The sequence below is a fragment of the Symplocastrum torsivum genome (assembly GCF_059505465.1).
The window spans coordinates 24,064-38,456 of record NZ_JCACKQ010000009.1 but is presented as its reverse complement, the minus strand read 5'-3'; the positions used below and the strand labels follow the sequence as shown (position 1 = coordinate 38,456).

Genomic DNA, 14,393 nt, shown 5'->3' with positions numbered 1-14,393 from the left:
AAAAGACAAAGCGATCGCGTTGGACTTCATATTAGGCACCATGAGCTATCGTTCACTAACGTTGCAAGGAAAATCCCTTTCCCCTGCCACCTACAACCTAACCCCTTCTTTCCGATCAAATATTCCATTCAGCTAGCGCGATCGCAACTCCTTGTTTTAAGGCTGGTGTCAGTTGCTCATCATTGGCTAGCTGTTCTAATTGCTGATGGGCATGGGGAAAGTTTTTTAGGGCAGCGATCGCATGAAGCCTTACAGTATCAGTTGGATCTGCGAGTAGCTCAACTAATGCCTCCATTGCACAAACTTCTCCTAACTGGCCCCAAGCAAGGGCAAGCGCTTGTCTAACGATTGCAACCTGTCGTGCTGGGTGTTGTGAGTTGAGATCGAGCAGAATCTGGGTAGCTTTTGCCCTGAGAACTGGCTCATCTACCTGTCCTAGCACTCTGATGATTTCCTGAATGCACTCTATGGAGGCTGTGTCAAGGGCTTGCTGTAAATAGTCCAAGCTCTTAGCTGTTCCTACCCAACCGATCGCCCGGATAAGATCAATTTGAATGGGAACAGGAGTAGCGGGTGACTGGAGTACCTTAAACAAAGCCTCAGCAGCTTCATCCGTTCCCATGCGCCCTAATGCGATCGCAGCTTGCTGGCAAACGTCCGGGTTGAAGTCATAAAGTAGCGGTTTTAGCTGGTTCAGTAAGTCTAATTCTTCCCGTAGATCAGAGCGCAAACCTAAACCAATTACGGCTTCTTTTCTCACCACGGCGGCGTGATCTTTTAAAGCCTTGAGGAGGACTGGGGGAATTCTAGAATCATGGAAGCTACTGAGGGCTTCAATCGCCATTGAGCGTACTGCCACTTGAGGGTCGTTAACAACACCTAGTAAGGGAGTAATAATCTCTGGACGACGGATTTGGGAGAGTGCTGTAGTCGCAAGCAACCGGGAATTTGGCTCTGATAATAGACCCGTCAGAGCCTCAATTGCTGAATCACCGAGATTAGAAAGTGCGGTTGCTGCCATGTCCGTTAAGTCTTCATCCTCAGCGGTTTTAAGCAAATCGACTAATGTCGTAATCACCGTGGGATCGTTAAATTCTCCTAAGATACGAGCCGCAAACCAGCGCACTTCCAAGTCGGCTTCGTCGTCTTCTAGAATTGCTATCGATGGTGCGATCGCAATTGACCCTAGTTTGGGAAACACTTTTGCCACCTCCCAGCGATCTTGAAAATCACCCGATTCAAGAACCTCCAACGCTAAATTCAACACCTGCTCTAAATCAGAGTCATTCAGTGGTGCTGAATCCGCCTCGGCATCTTTCGCCTTCTTACCCAGTGGTAGTTGCTGCAAGAATTGATTGAGCGATGACCAATTACCCTGCTGTGCCGCAGCGGTTGCTTGTTCTAAAACATTTGTCATTATTCAAAGTTTTTGTTGTTTGCGGCGAGATAAATTTACTTTGACCGAGGTTCGAGTATCGCGCAAGTCCCATGCCACCTCCAGATGCCCAGTTTATAGAAAACGCCTTATATCCCACGTCTTTCAATCGTCGGATATAAGGCGGCTCAGCGGAGGGACGGAGCTGACCCATAAATCTTGCAACGAAGCCACAAAACTTAATCAGCGACCTTATGTGAAGTTGGTTAATATAAGAAGCGTGGAAGTTAGGTCGAAGCCATGATTGTTTACGAGTTTAAAGTTAAGGGAAAAGAGGCTCAGTATCGCGCCATAGATGAGGCAATTCGTACCAGCCAATTCATTCAAAACAAGTGCTTGCGCTATTGGATGGATAACAAGGGTTTGCGCCAATATGACCTCAATAAATATTGCGCTGTACTAGCGTCTGAATTCCCCTTTGCTGAAGAACTCAATTCAATGGCAAGACAATCTGCGGCAGAACGAACTTGGAGCGCAATTGCTCGATTTTTCGACAATTGCAAAAAGAAAGTCAAGGGAAAGAAAGGTTTTCCAAAATACAAAAAGCATTGCCGCTCAGTTGAATATAAAACTAGCGGCTGGAAACTTTCGTCAAATCGGAAGGCTATTACTTTCCGGGATGGTAAGAGCATAGGGACTCTCAAGCTTAAGGGAACCTATGACCTTAATTACTATGACATTAAGCAGATTAAACGAGTTCGATTGCTCCGCAGGGCTGATGGATACTACGCCCAATTTGCCGTTGATGCCAGAGTTAGAGTAGAGACTGAACCTACAGGGCAAGTTATTGGCATTGACCTAGGGCTTAATTTCTTCATTGCCGATAACAAAGGTAATACCGAGAAGTCCCCCCAGTTCTACAGAAAGTCAGAGCGTCAGCTCAACCGAGCTAATCGTAAAAAGTCCAAGAAGTTCGTTAAAGGTGGCTTACCGCAGTCTAAAAACTACCACAGAGCTAGAAATCGATACGCTCGAAAACATTTAAGAGTAAGTAGGCAGCGAAAAGAGTATTGCAAGCGAGTTGCGTACTCCGTGATCCAATCTAACGATTTGGTAGCCTATGAAGACTTGAATGTGAAAGGGCTAGTAAAGAATCGACATCTAGCTAAATCTATCAGTGATGCAGGTTGGTCAACATTTCGTCAATGGTTAGAGTATTTCGGGCATAAGTATGGGAAAGTCACGATTGCTGTACCTCCCCATAACACAAGTCAGAATTGCTCTAGCTGTGGCTCTAAAGTGAAGAAGTCCCTATCAACAAGAACTCATGTTTGTCCAGACTGCGGGTTAATTGAAGATAGAGATACAAATGCCGCGAAGAACATCCTGAAATTAGCACTATGTACGGTAGGGCATACCGGAACTTACGCTTGGGGAGATTTGCCCTCTTGGGCGGTTGGAGCAATCCTGTCGTCTAACGGCGAGTTGTTGAACCAAGAATCCCACGCGCTTTAGCCGTGGGAGTGTCAAGATTGAGAATGAAGCGATCGCAAAATGAAATGGACAGTACTAAGCCAAAACTAAGGTTTTCTCTCATTGCAGGACTATTTATCCTGTTTTGTTGCGCTTGTTTTTTCCTGACTCGCTTAGATCAAGCAGCAGCAAGCCCAATGTCTCTAGATGGTCTAACTCACCTAAGAGCAATGGCACAACAGTCTGTCCCTTATGACACCGCCCTGAGTAATGGTAAGCCAACTCTGGTTGAGTTTTATGCTGATTGGTGTACTAGTTGTCAGGCATTAGCTCCCAGCGTTACCAAGTTCCACGAGCAATATGGTTCGCAGGTTAACTTTGTCATGCTGAATGTTGACGAATCTCAATGGCGTCAAGAAGTCCAGCAGTATCATGTCAGAGGTGTACCCCAGCTTTTCTTCATTACACCCGATCTTCAGGTACTCAAAACCTTAATTGGTAAAGTACCAGAACCAATTCTTGCCCAGCATTTAGAGCAACTGGTGAATCCGACGTTGTAGAGACAGCTAGAAAAATTTACTCTGTGTCATCGTCGGGGGGACAGCAATGCTGTCCCCCCGACAGTTCATTTTTTGGAAGTCCTTGCTATAAATACTTGTCCAAAGTAGCTCCTTCAGAGCCGCTTCGCTAACAGGAGAATTCTGAACTCCTGAACTCCTGAACTCCTGAACTCCTATATTCTTCTTGTTCACTGTATGGGTCTGCACCCCTGTATCTACCTTAAGAATGAATCATTCTTTCTCAAAATCAAAAAATGCATCAATACTATGCATTTTCTTCATGAATAGAAATATTTTGTAACTAAACATACAAAATATACTATCTAGCTTACATAACCTTATGTGCAATGAGCAACCGAATCAGCGCTCCAGACCAACTTCAGGCATTTGAGCGCTACGCACTAAGGATAAACCTATGACAAGCGCAGCCACGCCAGCAGCAAGCCTAAACAAATTTGAAAAACTTAAAGCCCAAAAAGATGGCCTTGCAGTAAAGGCACAACTCGATCAATTTGCCCAACTCGGCTGGGAAGCGGTTGATGAAACAGACCGAGATCATCGGTTGAAGTGGGTCGGAGTTTTCTTCCGCCCTGTTACCCCTGGTAAGTTTATGTTGCGGATGCGTCTACCCAATGGCATTCTTACCACTGCTCAAATGCGGGTACTTGCCGAAGTTGTGCAGCGCTATGGGGATGATGGCAGTGCAGACATTACTACACGGCAAAACCTGCAACTACGAGGCATCCGACTCGAAGATATCCCAGATATTTTCCATCGGTTTCAGTCAGTGGGCTTAACCTGTGTGCAATCAGGGATGGATAATGTTCGCAATATCACTGGTTCTCCGGTTGCTGGGATTGATGCCGATGAGTTGTTTGACACACGGGAGTTGGTACAGCAGGTTCAAGACATGATCACCAATTGTGGTGAAGGGAACTCAGAATTTACTAACCTACCCCGAAAATTTAATATTGCGATCGCAGGTGGACGTGACAACTGCGTCCATGCTGAAATCAACGACCTCGCCTTTGTTCCCGCCTATAAATATGGCGTACTGGGCTTTAACGTTATCGTTGGTGGCTTCTTCTCTGCCAAGCGCTGTGATGCTGCCATTCCCCTCAATGCTTGGGTTGCCCCAGATACAGTCGTAGCGCTAAGCCGTGCCGTTTTAGAAGTCTACCGCGACCACGGTTTAAGAGCGAATCGGCAAAAAGCACGGTTGATGTGGTTAATTGACGAATGGGGGATTGAAAAATTCCGGGCAGTTGTAGAAGAGCAACTGGGTCATACTCTACAAACTGCTGCTGAAAAAGATGAGATTGACTGGGAAAAGCGCGACCACATTGGTGTTTTTCCTCAAAAGCAACCAGGTCTAAACTACGTCGGTTTGCACATTCCTGTTGGACGCCTCTATGCCGAGGATATGTTCGACCTAGCCCGGATTGCAGAAGTCTACGGCAGTGGGGAAGTTCGACTCACCATTGAGCAGAATGTGATTATCCCCAATGTCCCCGATTCTCGCTTAGACACGCTCCTTGCTGAACCCGTACTGGAACGCTTCTCCATCAACCCAGACCCCCTAACGCAAGCTTTAGTGTCTTGCACGGGTTCACAATTTTGTAACTTTGCCTTGATTGAAACAAAAAATCGTGCCCTAGCACTAATCAAGGCACTGGAAGCCGAACTTTCCCTGCCACGTCCAGTACGGATTCACTGGACAGGTTGCCCCAACTCTTGCGGCCAGCCACAAGTCGCCGATATTGGTCTGATGGGTACTAAGGTACGCAAAAACGGTCAAGCTGCCGAAGGCGTCGATCTCTACATGGGTGGCAAAGTTGGCAAAGATGCCCAACTCGGTAGCTGTGTCCAAAAGGGCATTGCTTGCGAAGATTTGAAGCCCTTGTTGCGAGACTTACTCATTGAACAATTTGGAGCTAAACCACGGCAGGAAGCCGCTGTTTCGTCCTAAAGTCATCCCACTTGTCAAGGCAACGCTTAAGTACATCCTTACGTTCCAACCGTAGCACCGCAACTGGGAAACGCTTCAACCTACCGCCATAAAACCACTACAAGCCATCAATACACAATGACAAAGTTCACCAGACGGCAATTTATCATCACCGCAGGCGCAGCCACCGCAACTTCTCTGTTAGCTCACGGTTGTTCCTCTGGCCCCACCTCGACATCAAGTGCCAGCAACACTCAATCTGCCAATATCAGCCCCGCCGATACTCCAGAAGTCACGACCGCCAAGCTAGGATTTATTGCCCTGACCGATGCTGCGCCGTTGATTATTGCGAAGGAAAAGGGCTTGTTCGAGAAGTACGGCATGAAGGATGTCGAGGTCGTCAAGCAAGCCTCCTGGCCGGTTACTCGCGACAACATAGAGTTAGGTTCTGCTAGTGGCGGTATTGATGGGGCACATATCTTGTCCCCCATGCCTTATCTCATGTCCTTGGGCAAGATTACCAAGCAACCTGTGCCGATGTACATCTTGGCACGGTTGAATACTAACGGTCAGGCAATTTCTGTTGCCAATACTTATAAAGACATGAAAGTGGGCTTAGATAGTAAGCCACTTAAGGAGGCTTTTTCCAAAGCCAAATCTTCTGGCAAAGAACTTAAGGCAGCGATAACCTTTCCGGGTGGTACCCATGACCTCTGGATGCGCTACTGGTTAGCCGCTGGTGGCATCAATCCAGACACCGATATTTCCACAATCCCCGTACCACCGCCTCAGATGGTGGCGAATATGAAAGTCGGTGGGATGGAAGCTTTTTGTGTCGGTGAACCATGGAACGCACAGCTAGTTAATCAAAAGGAAGGTTATACCGCTCTAATTACAGGAGAACTGTGGAAAGACCATCCTGAGAAAGCTTTATCCATGCGGGCGGATTGGGTGGACAAAAATCCTAAGGCAGCTAAGGCTATCCTCATGGCGGTGCAAGAAGCCCAACAGTGGTGTGATAAGGCGGAAAATAAAGACGAGATGGTCAAAATTGTCTCGAAGCGCCAGTGGTTCAAGGTTCCAGAAAAAGACATTATTGAGCGCTCTAAAGGCAATGTTGACTATGGTGATGGTCGTACTGAGCAGAACAGCCCTCTGTTAATGAAGTTCTGGGCAGATAATGCCTCCTATCCCTTCAAGAGTCACGATGCCTGGTTCATTACAGAAAACATTCGTTGGGGCTATCTTCCCGCTAATACAGATATCAAGGGAATTATTGATAAAGTGAACCGGGAAGATTTGTGGAAAGAAGCGGCAAAAGCGATTGGTGTTGCCGCTGCTGATATCCCAACTAGTACGTCCCGTGGGGTTGAAACGTTCTTCGATGGAGTCAAATTTGATCCAGAAGATACAGCAGGATATTTAAAGAGCCTCAAGATTAAGAAAGCATAAGCTAGCGACAACTAGGGATTTTGAATTGGGGCTAGGAACTAAACCTTTATTCAAAATCCCAACACACTTTCGGTTGCACTCCACGACTTTTAAAAGGAAAATGACAGCAAATCTTGAAAGCCGCTCTCGGCGCAATGTTCGGCAAAATTCTCCGCTTTCTCTAATCCAGAAGCACTCTCAAAAAATTATCCGCCCGTTGGTTGCCCTAGCTATTTTTCTTGTAATCTGGCAACTCCTCTGCATGAGTCCAGATTCAAATTTACCTAGCCCAATCACGGTTTTTCAGGACACTTGGGACCCTCTGATTATCAATCCCTTCTTTGATAACGGTGGTACAGATAAAGGGTTAGGATTACAAATCGCGGCTAGTTTGGCACGGGTTGCGATCGGGTTTACTCTGTCTACGATTGTCGGGATTGGTCTAGGGATTTTGATTGGTAGTACCAAATTCATGTATGACGCACTAGACCCGCTTTTTCAGGTCTTGCGGACAATCCCTCCTCTCGCTTGGTTGCCGATTTCACTAGCTGCGTTTCGCGATAGCCAACCTTCAGCGATTTTTGTAATTTTCATTACAGCAATTTGGCCAATTATTATTAACACCACAGTGGGTGTGCAACAGATTCCTCAAGATTACAGAAACGTTGCGAAGGTATTGCGGTTATCGCGCCAAAAGTATTTCTTCAAAGTTCTCTTTCCAGCCGCCGTTCCCTACATTTTTACAGGCTTACGAATTGGAATTGGCTTGTCTTGGTTGGCGATTATTGCGGCAGAGATGTTAGTCGGTGGTGTGGGAATCGGATTCTTTATTTGGGATGCTTACAATAGTTCCGCTATGAGTGAAATCATCTTGGCACTCGTTTACGTGGGAATTATTGGTTTACTTCTGGACAGACTTGTTGCTTTTGTCGCCAGTAAAGTTGTGCCAGAAGAACAGAAATAAAAAGGTTGATGGTAAGGGCTAATAGCGGTTAGCCATAAACACTCTCACAATAAGCAATCACCATGTCTGTATTTGTTGAAGTAGACCATGTAGGCCGGATATTTCCCCTACCCAATGGCGGTAGCTATATTGCCCTGAGCAATATTGAACTGAAAATCAAACAAGGAGAATTTGTTTCCTTAATTGGACATTCAGGTTGTGGTAAATCCACACTTTTGAATATTGTTGCGGGTTTAGATAAGCCGACTTATGGCGGTGTCATCTTGGAAGGACGGCAGGTGACTCAACCCGGCCCCGATCGCATGGTGGTATTCCAGAACTACTCGCTACTCCCCTGGTTAAGCGTTCGTGAAAATATCGCCTTGGGTGTGGACGAAGTGATGGCAAATCGTCCAGCCAGCGAACGCAAAGAGATTATCGAACATCATATTGATTTGGTCGGGCTGCGACACGCCGCGAAGAAGCGACCCAGTGAGCTTTCCGGAGGGATGAAACAGCGAGTTGCGATCGCACGCGCCCTCGCCCTGCGTCCGAAGCTGTTGCTCTTGGATGAACCCTTTGGCGCATTAGATGCCCTAACCCGTGGTGGCTTGCAAGAGCAGTTGATGAAAATCTGCGAAGAAAGCAAAGTCACCTGCATCATGGTCACTCATGATGTTGATGAAGCCCTGTTGCTCTCTGACCGGATTGTGATGCTGACCAACGGGCCAGAATCTCACATTGGGCAAATTCTCGATGTTGACATTCCCCGCCCTCGCCAGCGCATGGAAGTAGTGAATCATCCCAGCTACTACAGCTACCGAAATGAGATGATTTACTTCCTCAACCAGCAGAAGAAAGCGAAACTGCGTCAATCGAAGAAGCAGCAAGTTATTGCCCGTAATGGCTTGGAAAAAATCAATCTGGAAATTGGCTTTATTCCCCTCACCGATTGTGCGCCCTTAGTCGTTGCGAAAGAGAAAGGCTTCTTTGAGAAACACGGGTTAGAAGAAGTCACCTTAAACCGCGAACCGAGTTGGAAAGCGATCGCAAAAGGGGTCGCTACCGGACGACTAGACGCTGCCCAGATGGTCGCTGGGATGCCCATGTCCCTAACCCTAGGGGCAGGCAATAACACACCAGTGCCGATGGTGAGTGCTTTAACACTGTCCCGTAACGGCAATGCCATTACCCTCAGTAAGCGCTTATATGACCAAGGTGTTCGTACCTTGGCTGACTTGAAAGCAGCCCTGCAAGCGACTCCTGATAAGGTTCACACCTTGGGTGTCGTCTATCCCTCTTCCATGCAAAACTTGATGCTGCGCTACTGGCTAGCCTCAGGTGGAATTGACCCGGATCGGGATGTCAGTTTAACGGTAATTCCGCCACCGCAGATGCTCTCGAACCTGAAAGCGGGAAACATTGATGGTTACTGTGTGGGTGAACCCTGGAACTCCCGCGCTGTGAATGAAGGGCATGGCTTTGTCATTGCTAACGATTTAGACATTTTTCCAGGACACATCGAAAAGGTTCTAGGTGTGCGGGAAGAGTGGGCAAATAAGTATCCCCAAACTCATCTTGCCCTCGTCAAAGCCTTGTTGGAAGCGTGTGAATACTGCGATGACCTACGCAATCGAGAAGAGATTGTGGGCTTACTCAGCCAAGACCAATACGTTGGCGCTTTAGCCGAAGATATTCGTCCGGGATTCATCGACCCATACGACTGGGGAACCAATGCTGAACCCAAAATACTACAGCGTTACAACCAGTTCTTTGTCGAACAAACCAACTATCCCGAACGGGTAGAAATCCTCTGGGTCATGACTCAGATGGCACGTTGGGGACTGACTTCATTCCCGAAAAACTGGGTAGATATTATCGAGCGCGTTCGGCGGGCGGACATCTTTGGTGAAGCGGCACGGCAGTTGGAATTCCCGGATTTCGGACGCGATCGCGATCCAATCCAACTATTTGACGGTACGCTCTTTGACCCCGATAACCCAATCGCCTACCTCAACAGTTTGGAAATCAAACGTGAGATTCGCGTTGAAGAAATCGACATTGATCCTGTCGCTGCCTCATTTGCTTAAGTTTTGACTTTTGACTTACTTACTACGTTCCCTATTGAACTCTTTATTCCCCCTACAATCATGACTGCTCTCAACACGAATACCCTTCTCAACTCACAAACCCAAATCCAAAGTCCGAAGGCGAAAACTAGCGAACCCTTTCTGGTGATTGAGGATGTTGCAAAGGTTTATCCCACCCCGAATGGTCCCTACACGGTGCTGACTGGCGTTAATCTGACTGTTAATGAAGGCGAGTTTGTTTGTCTGATTGGTCACTCTGGTTGTGGTAAGTCAACACTGCTGAATATGGTGGCAGGTTTCTCGCAACCCAGCCATGGGAATGTGTTGTTGAAAAATCAGCGCGTAACTGAACCTGGGCCAGACCGGATGATGGTGTTTCAAAATTACGCACTGCTGCCTTGGCTGAGTGCGTTTGAGAACGTTTACCTCGGAGTCGATTCAGTTTATCCCAACAAAACGCAAGCTGAGAAGCGGGCAATTGTGCGGGAGCATTTGGAGATGGTGGGACTGACTGAGGCGATGGATAAGAAGCCTTCGCAGTTATCAGGAGGGATGAAGCAACGGGTTGCGATCGCGCGTGCTTTATCAATTCGCCCGGAAATCTTGATTTTGGACGAACCGTTCGGTGCCTTGGACGCGATTACTAAAGAAGAACTACAGGAAGAACTGCTGAAAATTTGGCGTGAACATCAAGTTACCGTCCTGATGATTACTCACGACATTGATGAGGCTCTTTTCCTCGCTGACCGACTCGTGATGATGACCAACGGGTCTGCGGCTCACATTGGTGAAGTGATAGACATTCCCTTCAAGCGCCCCAGAAATCGCGCTCGGATTATGGAAGACCCGAAGTATTACGAACTGCGTAACTACGCTCTAGACTTCCTCTACCGTCGCTTTGCTCATGACGATGCAGCGGCATAGACATTGAAAGTAAGGAGGTTGAGGAGTCAGGAGTTGCAGGAGTTCACAAGAGGGGACTCCTTATACGAAAGAGTGGCACTTGAAACTCCATCCCTTAAGGGATGGAGTAATTCTGAACTTTTGTATTCTGAACTCCTTTCGCTTTAACTCATCAGGGACGACCAATCGGAGGAATTGTGGTGGATAGTATCAAAACCCTTTGCCCTTACTGTGGCGTTGGCTGCGGCTTGGAAGTAACACCCCCAGCGCAACAGGGTAAAGAAACCAATCGAGATAGTGAAGGGACACCAGCTTGGAAAGTGCGAGGCGATCGCGCTCATCCCTCAAGTCTTGGTATGGTTTGTGTCAAAGGGGCAACCATCACTGAAGCAACTCAGAAAAGCCGTTTGCGCTACCCAATGATGCGTGACTCCTTAGATGAGCCATTCGTGCGTGTTACCTGGGAAGAAGCTCTCCAGCGCGTGGTGAGCCAACTTCAGAGTGTTGTCACAACTGCTGGAGCTGATGCAATGTGTATGTACGGCTCTGGTCAACTGCAAACGGAAGACTATTACGTTGCTCAGAAACTCATCAAAGGCTGTCTGGGTACGAATAACTTTGATTCCAATTCCCGGCTGTGTATGTCCTCAGCCGTTACTGGTTATACCCAAAGCTTGGGTTCCGATGGCCCCCCCTGCTGCTATGAAGATTTGGAATTAACCGATTGTGCTTTTTTGATCGGTACCAATGCGGCTGAGTGTCACCCGATTGTTTTCAACCGTCTGGCAAAACATCACAAGAAAAATCGCCAGGTGAAGATGATTGTGGTAGACCCTCGACGGACACCCACAGCGGAAGCGGCTGACTTGCATCTGGCAATTCGACCCGGTACAGATATTGATTTACTTAATGGAATTGCCTATTTAGTGCTGCGTTGGGGCAAGATTGACAGCTTATTTATTGACGAATGTACCGCGAATTTCCATGCTTTTGCGGAGATCGTTCAGCACTATCCTCCCCACATCGTTGCTCAACGGTGTGGCATTACAGAGCGTGAACTCGAAACGGCAGCTCGATACTGGAGCCAGTCTAATCGCGTCCTCTCGATGTGGTCGATGGGTGTCAATCAGTCTTCCGAAGGTACAGCTAAGGTGCGTACCCTGATTAACTTACACCTGATGACAGGTCAAATTGGTAAGCCAGGGTGTGGTCCGTTTTCTTTAACAGGTCAACCCAATGCCATGGGAGGGCGAGAAACAGGGGGATTGTGCCATATCTTGCCGGGATATCGGTCAGTGAAAAATCCCCAACATCGAGCAGAACTTGAGGAGTTTTGGGGACTAAAACCAGGACAAATTTCACCTCACCCCGGTCGCACGGCTTGGGAGATTATTCGGGGATTAGAAACTGGGGATGTGAAGTTTCTCTGGATTGCGGCAACAAATCCAGCCGTAAGCTTGCCGGACTTGGAACGAGTGAAAGCGGCTTTGATGGCATCGCCTTTTACGGTTTACCAGGAAGCCTATTATCCGACAGAAACCACTGCCTATGCTCATGTCCTACTGCCAACTACCCAATGGGGGGAGAAAACTGGCACGATGACGAACTCTGAGCGTAGAGTCACACTCTGCTCAGCCTTTTGCCAACCTCCTGGCGAAGCGAAAGCAGATTGGGAAATCTTTGCTGAAGTCGGATGTCGATTAGGTTTTGCCGACAAGTTTCCCTTTCATACCTCGGCTGACGTGTACGCAGAATATGCTCGGTTGACGAAAGGGCGAGTCTGTGACGTATCCGGTATCAGCCACGAACGTCTCAAGCAAGAGGGTCCTCTACAATGGCCTTGCCCTGAAGACGGGAGTAGGGAAACGGAGAATTCTGCCAAACGCCTCTATACCGATTGGCGCTTCTCTACCCCTGACGGACGCGCTCGATTTGCCGCTTATCACTCACGCGGACTGGCAGAACCACCTGAGCCAAATTATCCCCTTGTCTTGACAACAGGGCGACTTTATGGGCATTGGCACACCCAAACCCGCACAGGACGCATCCCGAAGATTCAGCAGATGCATCCCAATCCCTTTATTGAAATTCACCCTCGTGATGCTAAGAAATTAGGAATTGAAGATGAAAGCTGGGTTGAAGTGCGATCGCGTCGTGGTAAAAGTCGTTTCCCTGCAAAAGTGACAAAAGCGATCGCACCTGGTACGGTCTTCGTACCGATGCACTGGGGCGCACTCTGGGCAGACAATGCCGAAGCCAATACTCTCACTCAACCAGCATCCTGTCCTGAGTCTCACCAACCAGAACTTAAAGCCTGTGCTGTGCAGCTTGTGCCAATCAAGAGCCACTCTAGTATTGCAGACGATTTACTTCAATCGTCGCGATCAAGTATTCTCACAGCATCCCCTTCAGTGTAAAGCCAGTAGAAGAGATGCGGTGGTTTCAGAAATTATCTAAGCGACTTGAGAGTGTTACCGGGGTTGAAAATTTTCTCCATTTTCTCGATAGAACAGAAAGCCTGGTTGCCAAGCTTCTCTCACTAGCAATGGTGCTAGTACTAATATTCACTGTCTTTGACCTCGGTGTATATTTAGTAATAGCACTATTCACACTTTCTCCAGAAGTTCGTTCTGAAAAGTCATTCATCCTTGAAGTTTTCGGACTATTTTTGAATGTCTTGATTGCCTTGGAACTAATGGAAAATATCACCGCTTACCTACGCAAGCACGTAGTTCAGGTTGAATTGGTATTTATCACAGCTTTGATTGCTGGCGCTCGTAAAATTATCATTCTGGATTTTGAAAAAGTTTCTGGAGGACAATTGCTTGGCTTGTCAGTAGCGATTCTCTCTCTTTCAATTAGTTATTGGCTCATGCGACAGGCTAATGTCAAAAATCACTGAGTAGTAAAGCGTTTAATCTTATGACTAATTTCTTTCAATTTGAAGCAGATTTTGTTGATTCCCTACGCTGCATCCCCATGCAAGTACGGATGAAATTAGATACCTGTGGTACAAAACTCAAGTTAACGCACTGGCACCAGTTTACACAGGAAGAGCGTCAGGAACTTGTAGAGAAGCCTTGTACAACAGCAGAAGAAATTCAAACCTATCGAGAATATATACAAAATCTGGTGATAAACCATACTGGTACACCAGCATCTGACCTTCCTGTTGAAGATAATCCGGCATGGATGGATGCAACAACAATTCCACCGACTGTTCAAGAGAAAGTCCAAGAATTAGGTGTATCTTTAACATCACAACACTGGGCATCCCTAACATCCACTCAACGTTTTGCACTGATTAAACTTAGCCGTCCTAGCCATGAAAATAAAAACTTCCTCCCTGCCCTCAAGGAGTTTCAGTTAGTTTAATCAACAAGATTGCAAAACCCAACGACGGAAGAGTTCAACAATGATGCGCCAGGAACCCTCGTACTATTGAACTACATCGTGGCGCGTCAGAGTCTTGAGGGCTTCTTGCAACGTTTCCTCCTGTAGGGGCGCACAGCTGTGCGCCCCTACAGTTTTATCTAATTTGATTTCCGACTATCTTGAAGAATCGGAAAAACTTTTCCGGGTATTTCTATTTACCTTCAAAAAATGAAGTTTATCTTAATTGATGAAGTGCGATCGCTACCAGTCCAACTTCTGTCTAATCGCACTCCAA

11 protein-coding genes are annotated in these 14,393 nt (G+C 47.2%); 10 read left to right on the top strand and 1 reads right to left on the bottom strand.

Translation table 11 applies throughout. The features are described from left to right. Positions 1-115: 115 nt before the first annotated feature. Positions 116-1,417: a HEAT repeat domain-containing protein gene (locus AC5JL3_RS02415; protein ID WP_496072973.1), complete on the bottom strand. Its 1,302-nt coding sequence runs from the start codon at positions 1,415-1,417 to the stop codon at positions 116-118. A gap of 258 nt (positions 1,418-1,675) precedes the next feature. On the opposite strand from AC5JL3_RS02415, the gene AC5JL3_RS02410 reads away from it, so the two are divergent. From AC5JL3_RS02410 to AC5JL3_RS02365, 10 genes are all read left to right on the top strand, one after another. Further along, positions 1,676-2,890, top strand: coding sequence for an RNA-guided endonuclease InsQ/TnpB family protein (locus AC5JL3_RS02410; RefSeq protein WP_192218202.1), 1,215 nt, complete (start codon positions 1,676-1,678; stop codon positions 2,888-2,890). 23 nt (positions 2,891-2,913) lie between these two features. Next, complete coding sequence (locus AC5JL3_RS02405; protein WP_496072972.1) at positions 2,914-3,408, top strand: thioredoxin domain-containing protein; 495 nt, start codon at positions 2,914-2,916, stop codon at positions 3,406-3,408. A 415-nt stretch (positions 3,409-3,823) separates the two neighbouring features. Then, complete coding sequence (locus AC5JL3_RS02400; RefSeq protein WP_496072971.1) at positions 3,824-5,377, top strand: ferredoxin--nitrite reductase; 1,554 nt, start codon at positions 3,824-3,826, stop codon at positions 5,375-5,377. 117 nt (positions 5,378-5,494) lie between these two features. Then, positions 5,495-6,808, top strand: coding sequence for a CmpA/NrtA family ABC transporter substrate-binding protein (locus AC5JL3_RS02395; RefSeq protein WP_496072970.1), 1,314 nt, complete (start codon positions 5,495-5,497; stop codon positions 6,806-6,808). A 100-nt stretch (positions 6,809-6,908) separates the two neighbouring features. Next, positions 6,909-7,751 (top strand): nitrate ABC transporter permease, encoded by an 843-nt coding sequence (ntrB, locus tag AC5JL3_RS02390; protein ID WP_496072969.1) that lies wholly within the window; start codon positions 6,909-6,911, stop codon positions 7,749-7,751. Positions 7,752-7,813: 62 nt separating this feature from the next. Further along, positions 7,814-9,820 carry an ABC transporter ATP-binding/substrate-binding protein gene (locus tag AC5JL3_RS02385; RefSeq protein WP_496072968.1) on the top strand — a complete coding sequence of 669 codons (2,007 nt, stop codon included), beginning with the start codon at positions 7,814-7,816 and terminating at the stop codon, positions 9,818-9,820. Positions 9,821-9,880: 60 nt separating this feature from the next. Next, entirely contained in the window at positions 9,881-10,744 is an 864-nt protein-coding gene (locus tag AC5JL3_RS02380) for a nitrate ABC transporter ATP-binding protein (protein ID WP_496072967.1), read from the top strand. Positions 10,745-10,923: 179 nt separating this feature from the next. After that, positions 10,924-13,140, top strand: coding sequence for a molybdopterin oxidoreductase family protein (locus AC5JL3_RS02375; RefSeq protein WP_496072966.1), 2,217 nt, complete (start codon positions 10,924-10,926; stop codon positions 13,138-13,140). A 14-nt stretch (positions 13,141-13,154) separates the two neighbouring features. Beyond that, positions 13,155-13,625, top strand: coding sequence for a phosphate-starvation-inducible PsiE family protein (locus tag AC5JL3_RS02370; protein ID WP_496072965.1), 471 nt, complete (start codon positions 13,155-13,157; stop codon positions 13,623-13,625). Between the two features lie 20 nt (positions 13,626-13,645). Next, positions 13,646-14,098: a nitrate reductase associated protein gene (locus AC5JL3_RS02365; protein WP_496072964.1), complete on the top strand. Its 453-nt coding sequence runs from the start codon at positions 13,646-13,648 to the stop codon at positions 14,096-14,098. Positions 14,099-14,393 lie beyond the last annotated feature (295 nt).

What these genes read in the sequence shown, in the direction of transcription:
- AC5JL3_RS02415 (WP_496072973.1), bottom strand. Translation starts at nt 1,417, where the DNA reads ATGACAAATGTTTTAGAACAAGCAACCGCTGCGGCACAGCAGGGTAAT.
- AC5JL3_RS02410 (WP_192218202.1), top strand. Translation starts at nt 1,676, where the DNA reads ATGATTGTTTACGAGTTTAAAGTTAAGGGAAAAGAGGCTCAGTATCGC.
- AC5JL3_RS02405 (WP_496072972.1), top strand. Translation starts at nt 2,914, where the DNA reads ATGAAGCGATCGCAAAATGAAATGGACAGTACTAAGCCAAAACTAAGG.
- AC5JL3_RS02400 (WP_496072971.1), top strand. Translation starts at nt 3,824, where the DNA reads ATGACAAGCGCAGCCACGCCAGCAGCAAGCCTAAACAAATTTGAAAAA.
- AC5JL3_RS02395 (WP_496072970.1), top strand. Translation starts at nt 5,495, where the DNA reads ATGACAAAGTTCACCAGACGGCAATTTATCATCACCGCAGGCGCAGCC.
- ntrB (WP_496072969.1), top strand. Translation starts at nt 6,909, where the DNA reads ATGACAGCAAATCTTGAAAGCCGCTCTCGGCGCAATGTTCGGCAAAAT.
- AC5JL3_RS02385 (WP_496072968.1), top strand. Translation starts at nt 7,814, where the DNA reads ATGTCTGTATTTGTTGAAGTAGACCATGTAGGCCGGATATTTCCCCTA.
- AC5JL3_RS02380 (WP_496072967.1), top strand. Translation starts at nt 9,881, where the DNA reads ATGACTGCTCTCAACACGAATACCCTTCTCAACTCACAAACCCAAATC.
- AC5JL3_RS02370 (WP_496072965.1), top strand. Translation starts at nt 13,155, where the DNA reads ATGCGGTGGTTTCAGAAATTATCTAAGCGACTTGAGAGTGTTACCGGG.
- AC5JL3_RS02365 (WP_496072964.1), top strand. Translation starts at nt 13,646, where the DNA reads ATGACTAATTTCTTTCAATTTGAAGCAGATTTTGTTGATTCCCTACGC.